Raw genomic sequence first — 18385 nt, 5'->3', positions numbered from 1 at the left:
GCCGAGGCATCGACAGCCTCCCCAGCATCAGAACCACCACCGACGAACCCTCGAACTAGACTGCCCGCAACCGTTCACTTTTCACCCGCCGAAACCGTCCAATATTCGGCCGCCGCCGACAATGGTGATGAATCCAGGCAATTCGTTCCGGGGAGAGCCCCGCAACGAATGCAGAGAAATCCCCTGGCACCGGCAGCTCACGTCCTTCACGGGACGACACAACGATCTCTGCAAGGGCCAGCACCCATTGACCTCCGTCGACCTCTAAGTACGATTCGTCCTCGAACTCAGTCTCAATCGCTGTGAAGGAGAACCTTCCTTCATCGATGTCGCCTGCCAAATCGGCAGCTCCGTCATTCTCGAACGGCCCCGCGCCCCATGCACCCATGTCGACGACGATAGCGTTTGCACGCCAGAGTGGCATGCTGGACAATTTTCTCACTCAGACGCAGTGACCGGACGGCACCACGTCATCGTCGATCGCACTCGATCTGTCAGACTCAGATCGTGCTGGAGCCCTCGCGAGAGTTGAGCGACGACGAGTCTGCGCTGTTGAGCAAGCTCCTCGAAGGCGACTGGAACGGTGCGCGCGAAGCTCGAGACCAACTGCTGACGGCGCGGCGGACGACCTTTGCCACGGGTGACCTGGATTTCGACCTCGAGGTCGATTCGGGTCTGCTTCCGATTCCCGCTCCGGACGGCATCCTTGAGCCGACCGATCAACTCGTGTACCGCGACGGTGTGTGCGTCGCGGGAGTCATGATCTGGATCAGCCGCGGCCGCCTGTCAAGCGTCGAGTACTACTTGCTCAGTGAACTCGACTATGACAGGCTGCCGCTCGCAGTCGAGGTCCGACGCGACGCCGGCGTCTAGGAGGAACGGTGAGCTACGTCCCGAACGAGCTGCTGTCTCGTCTGATCGGGTTCCGGATGTATTCGGTGCAGTTCGTCATGGACTACGTGCAATTGCGCTTCGACAGCGACACCGCTGACAAGCCGATCTTGAACTGCGACGTCTGGCCGGAAGTCACACTTGATGGCGTCACATTTCACGAGCCGGACCTCGGATACGCAGACGCTCTCAGACAATTGATTCCGGGGACGGTCGTCGACACGCAGGAGGCGACCGGCGTCGGCCTGTGCTTGCACTTTGAACGGGGCTCCATTCGGCTTCACCCAACGCTCGACGAGGTCTATGTGGAGATTGCCATGCTGAGTGGATTCTCTGATCGTGAGTGGATGGTCTGGCGCCCCGGTGAGGACTCGTTCGAGGACCTGCAGTAAGCATCCCGTCCTATCGGGCACTAGAAGAAGCTGACGAATCCGCCAAACCAGAGGGTCGGAAGAGAGGCGAGGGGACACAGCTGCGCGTGCCGCGCCGAAGAGTTCCACGACGGCCATGATCTCGATCGGAAGCCACAGGAGGAGAAACACGGGGTAGAGCCAGAGCCAGCCCGCAAAGCCGAACAGCAGTGGCAGCCACATGACGGCGAAGAGCCCCGCAAAGCGACGACGACAGCGAGCGAACGTCGGCGCCGGCCGTCCGGGGGCCGGCGACGGCGGGCCGGGGTCAACTCGCGTCGACGTGGAGGCGATGTGCGTCGCAGGTCATGCAACGGAAAAGGTATCCGGCGAGGTCACCGGCTGCCCGGAGGCGGGTGCGAATCAGATCTGGATCCCAGCCGAGTCCTCCGTTCACGTCCGCCAGGAAGTCGGGTTCCTCGAGATAGCGCGCCAGATCGCTTGACCCGATATCGCCTAGGAAGGCGCACGGACGGCCACAGTGCGATCGCCATCCCCCCTGCTGCCATGACGGAAACGAGGGCGTGCGAGTGGCCACCTCCTCCGCTTCGACTTCGTCCACCGTGATCGGCAGGGTCCGGTCGTGAGGAACTCCGTCGATAGAGGCACGGTCCGTGAACTCGCCGTCGAACACCCGTGCAGCTGTGCCGTCCGCCACGCACCACGGGCAGATGTACGAGACCTCCTCAACAGAGTAGAAGGACGAGGTGTAGCGCATCGACCGTCGAAGGCCACAGGACTGGCAGGTTCCGTCTTCGACCTCGAACAATCCCAACTCATAAGCATTCGGGCTGAATCGGAACATGGGCAGTTCACCAGAGACGGATGCGTGTTGCACGCTGTGATTCTTCCACGCGCATCCATGAACCAGCGCCCGATGAGCGGTGGTCGAACGCACAACGGCCCCGCACCCTCGTGGGGAGAGTGCGGGGCCGCAGGCCGGGCGCCGAAGCGCCCGCCCACCTCAGAACGGAAGCGCGATCAGGTCGCGCACGGCGTCAGCGCCGCCACAGCCGGGCTCAGCGACGCCTCACCGCCGAGCAGTGTCACCTGCGTGGCCCCGAGATCCGCGATGGAGTCGAGCACCCCCTGCGGCACGCAGTCGCTCGGCACCACGAACAGTGGCGCCGCGAGCTTGCCCGCCCACGAACCGCCCGCCAGCGCATCCGGGAACTTCAGCCCCGTCGCCAGGAACACCCGCCCCGAAGTGCTGAAGGCGTCGTCGTTGATCGTCTGCGAGGCCTCGAACCGATCGGCACCACCCAGCCGCAGCACCGAATCGGTGAACGACTTCAGGTCGGTCTCGATCCCGGCCGAGACCGAGTTCGGCCCACCCGCGATCTTGATCGTCGACTTGTCACCGTCGAGCAGCAGCTGCTCCGTGGGCTGATCGACCGTCGTCGCCGGGCCGTAGACCAGCACCACAGGCGCCTCCGCGAGAGCCGCGGCCGAACCCGCCGACAGCGCATCCGGGAACTTCTGACCCGTCGCCACGTAGGCCGTCGACGGCGGGCTCGAGTACCACTCGTAGGTCGCGACGTTGCGCGAGACCTCGTAGCGGTCCTCACCCGAGATGCGGGTCACGCTGGGGTTGTTGGGCAGCGCCTCGATGGCCGCCTCGACCGCCGGCGAGACCGAGTTCGGGCCACCGATGATGAAGACGATCGTCGGCGACAATCGCGTGAGCTCGGCCAGCACGACCGGCGGCAGCGCATCCGGCGTGGTGAGCAGCAGCGCTCCGCCTGAGTCGCTCGCCGCAGCCGGGCCCGCACTCAGAGCGTCGGGGTAGTTCGCCCCCGACGCCACGAACGCGAAGAACGACTTCTCGGGAAACTGCTGCTTCGAGATGTTCACCGCCACCTCGTAGCGGTCGGCCCCAGCCACCCGGTCGACCGTCACACCCGGCGCGGCAGCCGCATCGGCCTCCGTGGCCGAGGCCGGCGCCTGCGCCAGCAGCGACCCGAACGCGAGCAGGAAGGCCATCAGGCCCAGGATGGCCACCTTCCACCGCCGCCGCGTGCTCTGGTCGCTCAGCGACCCCGTGGAGTGTGCGTTGTTCAGCATGGATTTCCCTTCGACTTCTGTCTGGGCGGCGGCTTCGCCGAGCGCGATCGTCCCCCGAGCCCTCGCCGCTGCCACCGTATTGGACCAGGTGCACCCCTGCCGCCCCCTTTTTCAGGGACACCCGAACGGGGTGACGTGCGTCAGCGCCCCGCCGCCACCTCCGCACGCAGCTCGATCGCGTCGGGATCGTTCGGCGAGAGCTCGATGATGCGATCGAGGGTCGCGAGCTCGCCGTCGATGTCTCCCACCGCATCCTGAGCAGCGGCCAGCGCCCTCAGCGCCGGGATCGAGTCGGGCACCCGGTCGAGCGCCGCCGAGGCCCAGCGCTCGGCGAGCGGCGCAGCCTCCACCCGCCCCTCCAGCGCCTGAGCGGCGAGCGACTGCGCCGCGATCGACGCCACATCCGCATCCCACGGCCGCAGAGCCTGCGCCACCTCGAACGCCTGCTGCGCCGCTGCGACCTCCCCGGCCCGAGCCGCCACCACACCCTGCTGCATCGGAACCTCGGCCACCGCCGTCGCCACGAGCGCCACCGCCCAGACCGCGACAACACCCTGCAGCACCCGCCGCCGCAGCGGCACCCGCCCAGAAGAAACCTCAGGAGTCGACGCAGCAGGCACCGCCACCAGGATGCCCACCAGCAGACACGCGAGAATCCCGGTCGCCGCCACGGTGAACGTGGTCAGCAGCGCCCCCGCGATCCCGATCAGCGCCGCAGCACTCCCGGCCAGCAACGGCCCACGACCGGATGCGACGCCCGCCACACGCCCCGCCGCACCACCCGACGCACGCCCCCAGGCGCGTGCCCCGCACACCACGGCCACCACACCGGCCGCCACCAGCACCACCGGCAGCAGCACCCCACCCGCCACCGCCGCCTGCAGCAGCACGTTGTGCGGTGAATCGAGCACGGTCTGCGACCCCACCACCTCGTACCACCCGGCGGTGTGGAAGCGGGGGATGGCGTCGATGAAGCCGCTCGGTCCGGCTCCCGTGACGGGGTCGCCGCCGATGAGCCGCAGCGTCTCGCCCCACATCTGCACCCGGTCGGCGACGGTGCGCGACGACAGCGGGCTCAGCCCCAGCAGCCGCTCCCGCGTGAGCGGCACGGCCAGAGCCACCGCCGCGAGCCCGGCGACTCCCGCCACCGCGATCAAGGGCACCCGGATGCGCCGCCCGAGCGACGACCGCACGCCGGCCTCCCGACGTCGCTGCGCCGACTGCACGAGAGCGAACACCGCGAGCACGACCAGCGTCAGCCCCACGGCCACGAACGCCGCCCGCGAGGCGGAGACCACGACCGACACGAACCCGGCGAGAGCTCCGGCGGTGATGAGCCACGGTCGCGGCCCGGGGGAGTGCCGCCACCGCGCGACGGCGGGTGCCAGGAGCAGGGCGAAGAAGGCGGCGCCGAGGATGCCCTGGTCGGTCGCATTGCCGAGCAGAGCGCCGGGCCGTTCGAGGTTCGACGCGAGAGGAGCGAGTCCGGCCAGCTCGAGCAGCCCGACCACCCCGAGCGCGATGCTCGCGGTCGACATGGCCGACCACCACGACCTCACCCGGCTCTCGCTGCTCCCCGGCCCGAGCAGTCGCGCCCCCGCGAACACCGCGGCCGCGTACACGGGCAGCGACACGAGCCCCTCATACCGAGGCCACCGCCCCCACACGGCGGCCCAGGGACTCATGGAAAACGCGACCCCCACCCCCAGCAGCACCACGGCAACCCCGATCGCGACGAGCATCCACCGAGGAACCCGCCCCCGCCCACTCGCCACCACCGCGGCGAACACGGCCAGAGCGAACACCGCCTCCTTAGGCAGGAACCACCGGATCATCCCCTCCGGCAAAAACACCACCAGCGCGGCCGCGGCCAACCACAGCCCGGCCCGAGCCCACGCCAGCGACCGCGCACTCTCCACGGCAGCCCCCGCGCCCTTCCGCGCGGCAGCCCCACTCCTCTTCGTCGCCCCCACCTGGCCCCCTCAACACACCGACCACCACTGACGGATCGCTCCTGCCCCCGGCAGAGTCGCCCCCCGCCGCCAGGCTAGCGCCCACCCCGCCCGCCCACCTGCCGACCATCTCGGGGTGGCACGCCGCGGGGTGGATCTTTCGGGCGAGTTATCTCCCGCGTCCGCTCCGCGGCCGCCCGCCAGCCCCGAGCCAATAACTCGCCCAAAAGACCCACCCCGCGTCGCGCCGGTCTGCGCGAGCGCATGTGTCTGATCTCCTGATCGATGCTGCGGCGAAGCAATAGATTGAGTCCATGATCTGGGGTCCCTCAAAAAAATTCGTGCAGGAGCAGCACGCGGCGAAGGCTCGCATGGATGAGCAGCACGACCGGCTGATCGAGAAGCTCTCGCATATGGATCCCGGCGCCGCCGAGAACTACCTCGTGCAGACCAGGCTGTTCAACGCCACGAAGGCGGCCGGCTACATGATCAACGCCTACGGCGAGAGGGTGGACATCCTCGACGTGGTGCGTGAGGCCGAGCACCGTGCCGCGATCCGTGCGATCGACGAGCGCGGCTCCGAGCGACAGGCGCAGGCCGCGCGTCAGCGCCGAGTCGACCAGGAGCGGCGGGAGCAGGAGCAAGAGCAGGAGGAGGCCCGCCAGAGAGCCCGCGACCTCCGCCTCCGTCTCCAAGGCGCACAAGGTCAGGGCAAGGAGGATGTCGAGGTCGTCGCCACCAGGACACCCATCGAGCCGAGGAAGTCACCCGATCGAGTGGCCGCAGTCGACTCGAAGTGGGAGACCGACATGTTCCACATCGACCCGCGAACGGGAAGCGCGCACCTCTGCACCTTCAGCATCACCGGATGCCCCTTCGCGGCCCCCGACTTCCATTTCGACGGGCCGGACCAGGCGCAAGCCGTGTGGCGCCGAAAGCAGCAACTTTTCCAGGACTGGGTGGATCGCTCCTCGGTGCCGCAAGCACCGGGACAGGTCACCCAGCACGTCTTCGACCCCGGGTACCCAGAGACCTACGACGACTACGCGTCGTGGCTGCGCGACTTCGGTCACCCCGCTGCGGAAGGCACGCGCCTCGTGCTCGAGAACGGCTGGGTCTTCGAGAAATTCCACCTCGGCACCTACTGGACCCTCATCGCCGGCGAAGAAGTCCCCGGCGTCGTCATCGGCAAGCCCCTGCTGCTCTCCGACGTCTACCGAGAACTCCTCGAGCACGGCGGCCGCCTAGAGTTCCGCGAACACGTCAGCCCCATGAGACTCCCGTGGGCCCTGAACCCCTCCGAGCGCAACACCCAGCTCCCCGAAACCCCACCGCCGAGCCGCAAACCCTGGTGGAAGCGCTAGCTGCGGCCCCCGCAGCTCGCTTCTACGACGGAAAGCGACGAGTCCGCATGGCGGGCAGGATCGTGGCAATATGTGCACCCGCGATGAGCTATGCCTGGTTCTCAGTAGGGGCGGCCTTCAGGCTCATGGGGTCGGTCGAGTTCTGGTGGGCGCTAGCGCGTTCGAAGGATGCGTCATGTCGTTCTCCATTCGCGATGAAGACGGCAAGTGCCCGGCTGAACAATGTCGATCGGCTGATCGCCGCCCCTATTGATCGTCGAGAGCAGAGAGCGCTGCTGATAGGACGACCCTGCGCCGGCTCGAAGGTGTCAGCCGAAACTACGCCACACGTTTCGTAACGGAGAGAGCCAGGGACTTCCTATGCTCACGTGGCCGCACGGCAGGGGTGCACGATCCCGGTCGTTGGTTGCGCTCATGGAGTGAGTGGGGGCCAACGGTTTGCGACCACCGTCGAATGATGCGGCCCCCACTCACCCTGGAATGGTAGCGGGACCTTGGCGCTTCTTTCCGGGTGCGTCGGTTCGATATGATCACCGACATGGACTCCACTCCCGCATCCCGCCTCGCTAGTTGATCCAGCGAACGACGAGCGACTGCTGCGATCGACGCGGAGGCCGCCAAGAGCATTTGCATGAGTTGCGGCGCCAGCCTAGAGCAGCCCCAGGAAGAGATGGACTTCCGCTTCTTCAACGAGCAATGCCAGAACTCCTACCTCCTAAACCAGCACGCAATGTGAATCAGGTTTTGCTGGCGTGGGTCTCGCGACGGTACGCCGGGGCGAGCACAACTGATCGCGTCGCCTGGACGTTCTTCGCGGCGGCTTCCTGCATCGGCGGAGGTTCAACCCTCTCGCTGCTTCTCGGGAACTTCCGGTTTGCGGCCGCTCCGCTCCTGTCCATAGCAGGGATGTGCCTCTTCCTGTGGGCGCGAGCAGCCGTGCTTCGACGCGTTGACGACATCAATCGGAACGGACGATGACCTCAACTGCTACAAGAAGCCTGGCGGCACAGCCAACCGCCGCTCAGAACGCGCTCAGCATCGTCTCTGCGCTGCTCGTGGTGGGGGCGATACCCCTCATCCGTCCTTTCATCCTCGGGGAACGGCTGACAATCGTGGGTACGGCCATGGTGGGAGGCGCACTCTTGTTTGCCGTTCTCGCCGACATGCGCGCCACCACCCCGAACGACCGGGCGTTGCGCACCCTCGCGCTGCTAGCAGGGCTGCTCTGGTTGTGGTCGATGCTGCAGCTCACTGTCCGGCCCCAACACGATGCCCAGCAGACCTTCACCATTGGCGTGCTGACATTCGGGGTACTCCTCGCCACCGTCTATGTGCTGCGCAACGCGCTGCGCCGAGTGGTCATCGTGCACGGGCTTATTGTCATCTGCTTCGTGCTCAGCCTGAGCTTCATCTTGACCTTCCTCATCTGGAACATCTTCGGATTCGGCACCGGGTTCGTGGCAAACATCGACGCCGGCTACGAGGGCAAGACGGTGCCCCTCTACTTGCCCGTCACCTTCACCTACTCGTCGTTTACGTTCGGCGGAATCAGCGTTCCCAGGTTCCTCGGGATCGGTCGCGAATCGGGCGTGATGGCGGCGCTCCTCGGGTGGGCCTACTTCATGCTTCCCCGCACACGGTGGAACTCGTGGCCGTTCAAGCTCGTGCTCTTCGTCGGCCTAGTCGGCACCCAGTCCACTGCCGGATTCGCTGCTTTCATCGTGGTGTGGGTGCTGCAGAATCTGCTCTGGCACGAGGGCCTGCCGTCCGGCAAGGCGATCCTGAAACAGTTTGCCGGGGTCTTCGGCCTGATGTTCGCCGCGTACATTGCGTTCTTCGCCCCCGTGGTCGGTCTGTTGGCTAAGACGGAGCTCAACCCGGTGTCTGTGACCGACCGGCAGACCGCGCTCGAGAACGGGATCGCGGCGATCCTGAACAATCCGCTAGCCGCTAACGCCACCGGCTATGACGCCCCGATGAGCAGCATTAATCTCGTTGCGGCTATAGCTGTAATTGGGCTGCCAGGCTTCGTGCTGTCTGTGCTCGCATTCGTCTTGCCGTGGGCTCAGTCATCTCAGCGATGGCTGGCCCTTGGCCCGACTCTGGTCCTTTTCGTGACGCTGCTTCTGTCCCAGCCGCTCAGCCAATCGCCTGGCTTCTGGATCATGCTCGCACTCGGTGTGGCCGCGTACCCGATGTGGCGGCCAAGCAAGCACGGTGTGGAATCCGGCGGTCAACGCGGTAGCACGAAGTTGGTCAGCGCCTCGGCGATGTAGCGGTTCCAGATGTCGCCCGGGCGGGCCTTGCCGGAGTCGAGCAGGCCACCGGCTGTTCTTGGTGCCCCGGAGTTCACTCGGTAGAAGAGATCGAAGACGCACACAGCGCCGTCCGGGTCACTCGCCGCGACCTCATACTGCGCCGCAACGCAATCGAGCCACGGCGCTACGCGGCGGTTGCCGGGGATCGTGCCTGCGTACCAACGGGCGAAGGACATGCCGGGTCCGACGACGGATTAGCCGCCGCAGTAAGCGAGGGGGTGTGATGTCTCCACGATGGAGGCGGCGTTCGCCGCCGTTGCTCCGAACGTCCAGATGTGCGGGTCCGTGATGTCAGATAGCGTCGGTATGGGCCCGGCGCGGTCGCCCAGTATTTTGACTGTCCAATTAGCGGAACGACATCGTATGCGGAATGGTCGAGGTCATCGAGCGTCTGAAACCTTCTCCCGTTGTTTACAAGCCGGCAATCCGGCCACCCGTAGTCTGCAGATAACGGAAGAGCGGAGGAAATTCGAATGGTGACAATTGCAACCCCTTGCGAAGTGCACAACGTCGTCATGGTGAACGTCGACGAGCTCGACCGCCGCACTTGGTGCCCGCGCTGCGAGTGACGCCCAAGTGCCGTCGTGCGCGCCCACCACGTCGGCGCCCCGAGGGCGCCTCCCAGCGAGCGGAGCGAATGCTCACTCGTCGACCGCAAACTCCGTGATCCAAAGATCATCAGCGCAGTCCTCGGAGCAAGCCTTGAATTTGTAGATCATCTCGCTGCGGGGAACCCGGATGCCACCGTTGCGACACCGCCGAAGCCGGTTGGGCAATTTGACTGGTGCATTCATCTGCTCGTCCTCAATAGGTAATGAGAAAGCGCCGCAGCGACACCTTCCGCCTCCCAGAATCGACCTACGCGGAGCTCAAGGCCTTCGCGGCGGCCCGAGGCATGTCCGTCTCCGACGTGGTCCGAGCCGCGATCGAGAAGCTCCTCGAGGACTCCCTTTGGCAAGAGGACGCCTGACAGACAAGCCGTCCCCCGCAGGTATGAGAGCATTGTGAATGCTGCAGTGGCTGTCAAGGTCACTCCTGGGGAGAGGGTGTCTGCGTGGAGCTTCGCGATTACTTGAGAGTCCTTCGCAAGGGATGGATCTTCATCGTCGTCCTCACTCTCGTAGGTGTCGCCGCAGCCGCCGCATATTCCATCGTCAAGACTCCCGAGTACCAGGCCACCTCCAAGGTCTTCGTCTCCATCCAGTCCTCAGGCTCGATCAGCGATCTCACCCAGGGCGGCAGCTTCCTCCAGAACCAGGTCAAGTCCTACGCGGATGTCGTCAACACTCCGGTCGTACTGCAGCCGGTGATCGCGGCCCTCGAACTCCCCATCAACGTCGACCAGCTCGCTGCTCAGGTTTCAGCGTCGTCCCCTCTCGATACCGTCATCGTCGAGATCACAGTCGCCGACACCGACCCCAGGCAGGCCGCCGAGATCGCGAACGCAGTAGCATCCAGCTTCGAGAACGTCGTAACCGGCCTCGTGGCTGAGAACGCCGAAGGCATCACCCCGGTCAAGATCACGCTCCTCCAGCAAGCCCTGATCCCGTTCTCCCCGTCGTCCCCCAACGTCCCTCTTAACATCGCCCTCGGCGCCCTCGTTGGCCTCGCCCTCGGGGTTGGTATTGCCATCCTCCGCGAAGCCCTCGATACCCGCATCCGCAACGAGCACGACGTCGAGGTCATCACCGACGCCCCCATCATCGGCGGCATCGCCTTCGACCAGAGCACGCCTCAGAACCCCCTCGTCGTGAAGGACGACCCCCGCAGCCCCCGCAGCGAATCCTTCCGAACCCTCCGCACCAACCTCCAGTTCCTCAACGTGGGCGTGACCTCCCGCAGCTTCGTCGTCACCTCGTCAGTCCCGGGCGAGGGCAAGAGCACCTCCGCCGCCAACCTCGCCATCGTGGTAGCTCTGGCCGGCAAGAACGTCATCATCGTCGATGCCGACATGCGCAAGCCCAAGCTCGCAGAGTACCTCGGGCTTGAGGGCGGCGTCGGTCTGACAGACGTCCTTGTGGGCCGCGCTCAGCCTAACGACGTCATCCAGCGCTGGGGCGACACGAACCTCTATGTCCTGCCCGCTGGAAAAGTGCCACCGAACCCTAGCGAGCTACTCGGATCACAGGCCATGGTCACTCTGATCCGCGGTCTAGAGAATTCTTTCGATACCGTCCTCTTCGACGCCCCGCCCCTTCTCCCCGTCACCGACGCTGCTGTCCTCGCTAAGAACACCACGGGTGCCCTTCTGATGGTCGCCGCCGGCCGCGCCCACAAGAATCAAGTGCGTGGCGCAGTCGCTGCTCTCGAGAACGTCGGCGCGAAATTAGCGGGTGTAGTACTCACGATGCTCCCCACCAGGGGTCCCGATTCGTACGGCTACAGCCGCTATGGCTATGGCTATGGCTATGGGTACGGCTACTCCCAGGACGAGCCCAGAGCCAGCAAAAAGAAGATCAAGGCCTAGTGTCTGCGTCACGCCGTACGAGCAACCAGAGCGGACTAATCGCCATCGCGGCCGTCGTGCTGCTAGCCGTCGTCGCATTCTTGCTGGTGGTCTATGCATTCCGCTCTCCTCAGATCGTGGGAAGCGGCGAAGCCCCTGGGCCCGCGCCCACCTGGTCAGCCCAGCGCAGCACCACTCCCAGCTCTACACCAACCCCCGCAGGTGCGAACAGTCCCGACGACCAGCCCGGCGCGGACCGTCTCCTGGCTCTCAGCAACTCTGGAGCCGCGATCCGCGCGACCACAGGCTCATGCGGGGTCGCGGTCCCGAATGTCAGCGTTCTCGCTGCCCCTGGCGGCGCCTGGACGCCTATTTCATTCGGCAACACCTCGGTGGGTGAGATCGTGAACCTCGCGTACACCGCCGACACCCAGATAGACGCAGTTGTCCGAACGCTCCCGAATTGCGACGTCACTCTGCTCACGTCATACACGAGCGGTGAATTCTGGGCACTAACCCCGGAGCGCCTGGCTGAATTCACGTACTACGACGCGGACTTCATTACTCTTAGCGTCTTTGGCAATACAACCGAACCCCCGTGCCCCCAACCCCTCGGCATAGTGGGCCTCGCCCCCCGAGCCGTCCTGCAATGCTCCGATGCGCTATACGTGTATGACCCAGCGTCCTCGTCATGGCAACTTCTCTCCTTAGTAAACGCCGAAGCCCTTGCCGCCAACGACGAAGGCCCCGCCCTTGCTGGTATCTCTGGGGTCGCGGACTGTGATGGCCTCGGTATTCGCCGCTACGACCTACAAACAATCCCAGAAGATGGTCTTGACATCTCTTGCGTGCCGGTCCTTCAGATCGGGGCCCCAGTCGCCCTAGACCTCGACGGCGACAACGCAATGATCTGGCTCGACGACCGCATCCTCGTATCGGCTGACCAGGGCGTCACGTGGAACGACCTGGCTTGACGGTGTTGTTCGCGCATTGCTGACACCGCACGAATATGAACGACAAACGAGCCGACAAAAGTCGATACCACAGGCGAGGATTGGAGCGCGATGCTATGCAAGTCTCGGGACATGCGACTTTCTACCGGGTTCTAGGTGAGTCACGGGAGGTTGAGCATCGCCAGTCCTGCGGGGGCTCGGAGCGGTTGGTCGGCTAGTCTGAGACCGGACGCTGTCGTTCCAGGGTGAGAGGACACGATGGGGGAGTCATGGGGAGCGCAACCACCAAACGAGAAGTGAGTCCCGTTGCAGAGCGACTGGGTTGGCGACAAAGGTACGCGCGTAGTCTCTTAGTTACAGACTTCCTTGTACTTGCGTGGGTCATTTTCGGGGTCCAGATTGCATGGTTCGGTTTTGACGTGGAAGACGTCGCCTTCAAGGACCGGCCGGCAGACCTCGCGATCAATTACACGGCGATATCGGTAGCAATTCTCGCTGCGTGGTTATTGATGCTCCATGTGTACGGAACGCGCGAGCATCGCGTCGTAGGGGCTGGAAGCCAGGAGTACCGCTTGATTGCGGACGCCACGATTCGAGTCTTCGGACTGGTAGCGATTGTCGCCCTCCTACTTCAAATTAGCCTCGCCCGCGGATACGTGCTGATTGCCTTCCCCCTCGGGCTGGTTGTCTTGATTTTCTCGCGCTGGATGTGGCGGCAGTGGCTCGGGGTGAAACGCGTTCGCGGCGAGTTTTCGTCCCTCGTGCTTCTGGTAGGTTCCCGGTCGTCCGTATTGCACATCTCCACGGAGCTGGCTCGGCAACCAGAGGCTGGATATCGAGTCGTAGGAGTGTGTGTGCCGCCGCCACGCCCTCACGATCCACCGCTCGAGGATCTGCTTGTGCTTGGCGACTTGGATTCCGCGCGCTCGGCTCTAGACCAAGTGGGCGCAGATACCGTCGTCATTACGAGCGCAGACGATCTACCCCCACAGCGAGTGCGGGAGTTGAGCTGGAGCCTTCAACCTGGGCGGCAGCATTTGGTCATGGCCCCAAGCCTCATCGATATTGCGGGCCCTAGGCTGCACACACGCCCCGTTGCCGGGCTGCCTCTCATACACGTGGAGACACCGCGTTACGGCGGATGGAAACAGTTCTCCAAGCGCTTATTCGACACCGTAGGATCCGCTGCGCTTTTGATTCTGCTATCTCCCGCGTTTCTAGCGATCGTGCTTGCTGTTCGGCTCAGTTCGAAGGGCCCGATCTTCTATCGTCAGGAACGAATTGGCAGACACGGCGACCCATTTAAAATGTTGAAGTTCCGGTCCATGAGGGTTGGAGCGGACGCTGAACTCGCGGCCCTGCTCGCTGCGCAGGGGACGTCCGATAAGCCTCTCTTCAAGGTTGTTGACGACCCACGTGTGACCCGGATCGGTTCGGTGTTGCGGAAGTACTCGATCGACGAGATTCCTCAACTTTGGAACGTTCTTCGAGGAGACATGAGCCTGGTTGGTCCGAGGCCCCAGCGTGAGGGCGAGGTGAAGCTGTATGACAACGCCGCAAAACGTCGACTTATCGTTCAGCCAGGGATGACAGGTCTGTGGCAAGTCAGCGGTAGGTCGAGTCTTTCCTGGGATGATGCCATCAGACTCGACCTGTACTACGTCGAGAACTGGTCACTCACCGGAGACATCGTAATTCTCTGGCGCACGGTGAGGGCTGTGGTGGCGCCCGGCAAGGACGCGTTCTAGTACACATGTTTATGTCGAGCTTTGATTGGACTTGAGTGCCACGACTATTGATTGCCGAGCCCGACGAGAGCGGGCATCGGCTGTATTACGTCGCGATCTTGGCAGAGGGTGCCTTGAGCGAGGGGTACGACGTCACGATTGCTTTGTCGGGTGTCAATTCCGAGAAGGTAGACGCACACCTCTCGGGTGTGCGCTCGAAAGTTGATATGACAGTGTTGCCGGGCCGGTCCCTTTCGTCCATCGAGAAGATTTCCAAGATCGTCAGGCCCACCAAGACGGTAATTCCAGACGGGGATCGTGCCGCCTATCGAATCGGCTTTCGAGGCTGGCAAGGCTATGGAGACGTTAGCGTTCTTGTGATGCGTGACCCCAAGATGGGTGCAAACAGAGGCACTAAGCGGGTGAAGAAAAGCGTTCAGCGCTTGTTGCTAGAGATCGCATCACACCGGGCACGCGTGACCGTGCGTATTCTCAGAGCTGCGACCTCGTCATCCGTGGATGAGAAATACACTCGTGACCCAGTAACGCTCCGCGCGAACAACGACGAGGTCGCCGCGATTACGAAGTCGTGGGGCATATCGAAATCACGTTACTGGTTCGCAGTGCTTGGCGCGGTTACTACACGAAAGAACGTTGCATTGGTAGCTCGCGCGCTGAACCGCGTCGACAATGTTGGACTTGTCATTGCGGGGCGCATTCAGCGGGAGGCTCTAGAAGACGCCTTGCCCTCGTTGGAAGACCTGAAGAAGGGCGGCAACCTTGTGTTAGTGCGAGACGAGCTGCTTTCAGACACAGAGCTTGATGCTCTCGTCCTCGCTGTCGACTGCGTGGTGCTGGCTCACTCGAACGAAGGGCCCAGTGGGTTGATGGGGAAGGCGGCCGCAGCCGGCACACGGGTGGTCGCGAGCGGCGCCCAATCCCTTATGGACGACGTTTCACAGATCCCGACGCTTGCGGAATGGGTGAACCTCGATGAGTACGAACTCGCGGAAGCATTTCGCCGAGCTGCCATTTCCAAGCGGCCAGGACCGGTCATCACAGTCGGCGCCGCGGATTTCGTGAAGTCTCTCCTGTGAGGGAAGCAAATCCCCCGGGACGTCGTCTCGGGGTTGCACTACAAGCGGTGGTATTGGCTGGGGCCACAGGCTTCGCGCAAGTAGCGGTTGCCGCCATGTACTTGTGGGCAGCGAGATCAGTCGACCCGGCTACCTTTGGTCAGGTCGTTGCGGCGATTGCTCTAGGGACCGTTGGCGCAGGGTTCATTGATTTTGGCTCGAACGCACTGTGGGTTCGTGAAGTAGCAAGCGGGAGATTGAGCGAAGCAGCCTTGGGTGAACGCTCCGTTGGGAAGGTCGCGGTTGCGTTCGCACTCTCGCTCCTATGGGCAGCCATCACCGTAGTAGTCATCGGCAGCGAGTTCCTATGGGTAGCAGCTCCAATCGCACTGTCGCTCGTAATAAATCAAGTGTCGCAAGTCCCCTTACGAGGAGCGGCACTGGGTGAGCGGGTCGGCCTTTCCGTTTTAACGGACAGGACCGTCGCGATCGTCACATTCACCGCTCTTTGTCTCCTGGGTTTTGAACCGGTCGCAGTCTTGTGGTTGTGTCTCGCCCTGGGCTCGCTTTCCGCGTCCGTGATGGGGCGGCTGATGACCCCGCAACAGTTTCGTCCGAAGGTTAGGTGGCGCAGAACCAACCCTTGGCGGGAGTCCACCTTCTACGGTGTTTCCGGATTGGCAACGAGTGCTCAGTCGCTCGATCTTCCCATCCTCGCTGCGGTCGGCGGCGGCGTGCCCGCGGGAATATACGGTTCGGTGAGCCGATGGACGCAACCAATGGGTTTGCTGGCAGCTGCATTCTCTTCTGCGTCTGCTCCATTCGTTGCCCGGTCCAGCGACGCCCGCGCGGCTTGGGTGGTACTTCGGAAGGGTCTCTGGCTCCCGGCGACCGCCATAGTTCTAGCGATCGCAATCTTCGTCCTTGCACCTTGGCTCGTTGACTTCCTTCTGGGGAATGGCTATGCAGAAGCGAGTGGAGTGTTGCAAATACTGGCAATGGTCTCGATTGCATCAATCTTGTCGCAACCGTTGTTGGTGGGAATGCAGTCGCTGGGACGTGATCGCTTTGTTGCTATCGTGTTCGGGTCGACCGTGGTGGTTCAGCTTTCTGCTGTGTTGGTGCTCGCGGTGCCATACGGCGCATTGGGAGCAGCCTGGGCCTCGTTTGGTGCTCAGGTCATCCTGCTTGTCGCGCTTCTTGCGGGAGCCATCGGCGAGTTCAATCGACGGTGAGTCAACAGTTCAGTCGAAAGGAACAAACGATGACGGTAGTGATCCTGACGGCAACCGTTACGCCCAATTCGCTAAAGCAACTCCGGATCGTTGATCCAGCAGAACGGCTCCGGCAGTACCGGCTGAGCATCAAAGCGTGGTCTCTACTGCCTCAAGACGTAGTCAGTCAATTGATCGTGGTTGAGACGAGCGGCGCGGATGGAGCGGAATTGCTCGGGGAAGTCCCGGCCAATCGGCGCAGCAACGTTACCGTACATTCGTACTCGCCGAGTCCTGGCGAGATACGGCTGGGCAAAGGCGCAATGGAGTGGGGGGCGATCAGGCATGTGTTGACTAGCGAACCTGAGATTGAATCCACTGCGACAATTTATAAGGCCACAGGGCGACTCAGGCTAGCGAACGCGGCAAGAATCGTCGAGCCGGTGCCAGAGACCGCATGCCGCGTGAGGATGATGGCCGATCGCTCCTGGGCGGATACACGACTGATGGGAGCGTCCCGCCAAATTTGGGAAGGCACTATCTTGCCAGCATCGAATCAGGTAGATGACGAGGCAGGATCCTACATCGAAAGAGCTTGTGCAGCGGAATTGTCGTATGCAGCTGCCCTTGGGAGGACGTCTATTCTTCGGTTCGCCCGGAAGCCGCTGTTTATAGGTGCCTCTGGATCGAATGGGAGGCGCTATACCTCCCGGGGCGGACACATTGTTGACGGCCCTCGACAGCTCATGGAGGCTGCGCTAGCGCGGGTAGCGAGCCGTAAGCAGGTCTAGGAAGCGGCGGCTACGAATGCCGCCGCCATCGCTTCTGCGGAGTAGCGCGCTCGGACTGCATCGGACATCATTTGGCTTCGCCGTGCCCAATCCGCCCGGGCCTTCCAAAAATCGACCATGGTCCGGGCTAGTCCCTCTGCGTCGTCTTTGCTAAAGGTTGCACTATTCGTTTGATTCAACGCTTCGATTTCAGGTGCGTGCGGCTCGTCTTTAGCGAAGACTACTGGAATTCCAAATCCCAAAGACTGCGTGGCGTTTAGCCCGATGTAACCGGGACCGAGCATCGCTACCGCGCGATGGAAGCGGTCACGCAGAACGCTCCATTCCGTCACGTGCCCAAGCAGTTCAACGCGGTCTCGTAGCCGGTTTCGGTCAATAGCTTCTTCGAGTGACTTTTCTAAGGGGCCTTTACCGATAAACACCAACCGTGCATCGGGCATCGAACTAGCCGCGAGCCGAAACGCGTCCAGCGCAAGCAAAGGCTTTTTTCCATCGACGAGCCGTCCAATCACGATGAAATCGGTGCCTAAGGTTGCCGGCTTCGGCACCATCTCCGACTCGCGATAGATGGCGTTGCTCGCCACATACACTTCTTTGCCAGGATGGAGTGACTTGAAATCAATCGCTTCCGATTCGGTGTATACGATCATTCCTGACGTGAGGGATCGCATTCGCCTACGCAACATTTCAGTGCGGCTGCTACGCCCTGCTCGAGGGAAGACGTGACCCCACGAGAGGGTACGCTGGCGCATCACGCGACGGACCACCAATACGAGCCATGCGTTGAGAATTCTAGGATTCAGTTCAATGACGGTTGTCTTGCTGCTGAATGCTCGCCTCAGGTTGACTCTTTGAATGGCGAGACGGCGCTTAAAAATGAAGATGTTGCGTCCTGTATCAACAACATTCTCCCCCGACACCTCAGCCGTGACCCCCTCGTAGAATTGCGAGTCGCCGATCTCGAAGAGTACACCTTGGTCATTTGCTTCCGCGAGAATGTCCAGCAGCGCCTGGCGGTAGTGGGGGAGAGCTAGCTGGTGAACCACCATGCGTGGTCGGTCGTGGTCATGCAGCATTGATGTGCCCCCTCGAATGCAAATTTTGGCTTCCATACGAGCCCCTTTGCACGTCGTGGGATAGCTTATAGCTGCGCAGGCTGGGGCAGCCTGAGGTAAAGGA

16 protein-coding genes are annotated in these 18385 nt (G+C 63.0%); 10 read left to right on the top strand and 6 right to left on the bottom strand.

What is annotated here, in order from left to right:
- Positions 1 to 55: 55 nt before the first annotated feature.
- Positions 56 to 388 (bottom strand): DUF4259 domain-containing protein, encoded by a 333-nt coding sequence (locus tag Q0D57_RS04205; RefSeq protein ID WP_291038635.1) that lies wholly within the window; start codon positions 386 to 388, stop codon positions 56 to 58.
- Between the two features lie 119 nt (positions 389 to 507).
- Here Q0D57_RS04205 and Q0D57_RS04200 point away from each other — a divergent pair, with 119 nt between their 5' ends.
- Positions 508 to 873, top strand: coding sequence for a hypothetical protein (locus Q0D57_RS04200; protein WP_291038633.1), 366 nt, complete (start codon positions 508 to 510; stop codon positions 871 to 873).
- A gap of 8 nt (positions 874 to 881) precedes the next feature.
- Positions 882 to 1283, top strand: coding sequence for a hypothetical protein (locus Q0D57_RS04195; protein WP_291038630.1), 402 nt, complete (start codon positions 882 to 884; stop codon positions 1281 to 1283).
- A gap of 286 nt (positions 1284 to 1569) precedes the next feature.
- Here the strand turns inward: Q0D57_RS04195 and Q0D57_RS04190 are convergent, their stop codons facing one another.
- From Q0D57_RS04190 to Q0D57_RS04180, 3 genes are all read right to left on the bottom strand, one after another.
- Positions 1570 to 2139, bottom strand: a complete 570-nt coding sequence (locus Q0D57_RS04190; protein ID WP_291038627.1) for a CbrC family protein — start codon at positions 2137 to 2139, stop codon at positions 1570 to 1572.
- 143 nt (positions 2140 to 2282) lie between these two features.
- Positions 2283 to 3365, bottom strand: coding sequence for a cell wall-binding repeat-containing protein (locus tag Q0D57_RS04185; RefSeq protein WP_291038624.1), 1083 nt, complete (start codon positions 3363 to 3365; stop codon positions 2283 to 2285).
- Positions 3366 to 3505: 140 nt separating this feature from the next.
- Positions 3506 to 5170, bottom strand: coding sequence for an O-antigen ligase family protein (locus Q0D57_RS04180; protein ID WP_291038621.1), 1665 nt, complete (start codon positions 5168 to 5170; stop codon positions 3506 to 3508).
- A gap of 461 nt (positions 5171 to 5631) precedes the next feature.
- On the opposite strand from Q0D57_RS04180, the gene Q0D57_RS04175 reads away from it, so the two are divergent.
- Together Q0D57_RS04175 and Q0D57_RS04170 are read left to right on the top strand one after the other, a co-directional pair.
- Positions 5632 to 6681 carry a hypothetical protein gene (locus Q0D57_RS04175; protein ID WP_291038618.1) on the top strand — a complete coding sequence of 350 codons (1050 nt, stop codon included), beginning with the start codon at positions 5632 to 5634 and terminating at the stop codon, positions 6679 to 6681.
- 974 nt (positions 6682 to 7655) lie between these two features.
- Positions 7656 to 8957, top strand: coding sequence for a hypothetical protein (locus Q0D57_RS04170; protein WP_291038615.1), 1302 nt, complete (start codon positions 7656 to 7658; stop codon positions 8955 to 8957).
- On the opposite strand, the gene Q0D57_RS04165 is transcribed toward Q0D57_RS04170, so the two are convergent.
- On the bottom strand, positions 8915 to 9175 hold the full coding sequence (locus Q0D57_RS04165; RefSeq protein ID WP_291038611.1) for a hypothetical protein: 261 nt from the start codon (positions 9173 to 9175) through the stop codon (positions 8915 to 8917). The genes Q0D57_RS04170 and Q0D57_RS04165 overlap by 43 nt on opposite strands.
- A 638-nt stretch (positions 9176 to 9813) precedes the next feature.
- Here Q0D57_RS04165 and Q0D57_RS04160 point away from each other — a divergent pair.
- From Q0D57_RS04160 to Q0D57_RS04135, 6 genes are all read left to right on the top strand, one after another.
- Positions 9814 to 9969, top strand: coding sequence for a ribbon-helix-helix protein, CopG family (locus Q0D57_RS04160; protein WP_291038608.1), 156 nt, complete (start codon positions 9814 to 9816; stop codon positions 9967 to 9969).
- Between the two features lie 84 nt (positions 9970 to 10053).
- Positions 10054 to 11466 (top strand): polysaccharide biosynthesis tyrosine autokinase, encoded by a 1413-nt coding sequence (locus tag Q0D57_RS04155; protein ID WP_291038605.1) that lies wholly within the window; start codon positions 10054 to 10056, stop codon positions 11464 to 11466.
- Positions 11467 to 11849: 383 nt separating this feature from the next.
- Positions 11850 to 12419, top strand: a complete 570-nt coding sequence (locus Q0D57_RS04150; RefSeq protein ID WP_291038602.1) for a hypothetical protein — start codon at positions 11850 to 11852, stop codon at positions 12417 to 12419.
- A 248-nt stretch (positions 12420 to 12667) separates the two neighbouring features.
- Positions 12668 to 14146 (top strand): sugar transferase, encoded by a 1479-nt coding sequence (locus tag Q0D57_RS04145; protein ID WP_291038599.1) that lies wholly within the window; start codon positions 12668 to 12670, stop codon positions 14144 to 14146.
- A 47-nt stretch (positions 14147 to 14193) separates the two neighbouring features.
- On the top strand, positions 14194 to 15222 hold the full coding sequence (locus tag Q0D57_RS04140; protein WP_291038596.1) for a hypothetical protein: 1029 nt from the start codon (positions 14194 to 14196) through the stop codon (positions 15220 to 15222).
- A gap of 236 nt (positions 15223 to 15458) precedes the next feature.
- Positions 15459 to 16436, top strand: a complete 978-nt coding sequence (locus Q0D57_RS04135; RefSeq protein WP_291038594.1) for a hypothetical protein — start codon at positions 15459 to 15461, stop codon at positions 16434 to 16436.
- Positions 16437 to 17202: 766 nt separating this feature from the next.
- On the opposite strand, the gene Q0D57_RS04130 is transcribed toward Q0D57_RS04135, so the two are convergent.
- A complete protein-coding gene (locus tag Q0D57_RS04130; RefSeq protein ID WP_291038591.1) occupies positions 17203 to 18318 on the bottom strand; it encodes a glycosyltransferase in 1116 nt (371 codons plus the stop codon).
- Positions 18319 to 18385: the final 67 nt, after the last annotated feature.

Source organism: Herbiconiux sp. (assembly GCF_023264895.1).
GTDB lineage: Bacteria > Actinomycetota > Actinomycetes > Actinomycetales > Microbacteriaceae > Herbiconiux.
This window is presented reverse-complemented; position numbering and strand designations above follow the sequence as displayed.

What these genes read in the sequence shown, in the direction of transcription:
- Q0D57_RS04170 (WP_291038615.1), top strand. Translation starts at nt 7,656, where the DNA reads ATGACCTCAACTGCTACAAGAAGCCTGGCGGCACAGCCAACCGCCGCT.
- Q0D57_RS04185 (WP_291038624.1), bottom strand. Translation starts at nt 3,365, where the DNA reads ATGCTGAACAACGCACACTCCACGGGGTCGCTGAGCGACCAGAGCACG.
- Q0D57_RS04165 (WP_291038611.1), bottom strand. Translation starts at nt 9,175, where the DNA reads ATGTCCTTCGCCCGTTGGTACGCAGGCACGATCCCCGGCAACCGCCGC.
- Q0D57_RS04145 (WP_291038599.1), top strand. Translation starts at nt 12,668, where the DNA reads ATGGGGAGCGCAACCACCAAACGAGAAGTGAGTCCCGTTGCAGAGCGA.
- Q0D57_RS04175 (WP_291038618.1), top strand. Translation starts at nt 5,632, where the DNA reads ATGATCTGGGGTCCCTCAAAAAAATTCGTGCAGGAGCAGCACGCGGCG.
- Q0D57_RS04160 (WP_291038608.1), top strand. Translation starts at nt 9,814, where the DNA reads ATGAGAAAGCGCCGCAGCGACACCTTCCGCCTCCCAGAATCGACCTAC.
- Q0D57_RS04205 (WP_291038635.1), bottom strand. Translation starts at nt 388, where the DNA reads ATGGGTGCATGGGGCGCGGGGCCGTTCGAGAATGACGGAGCTGCCGAT.
- Q0D57_RS04130 (WP_291038591.1), bottom strand. Translation starts at nt 18,318, where the DNA reads ATGGAAGCCAAAATTTGCATTCGAGGGGGCACATCAATGCTGCATGAC.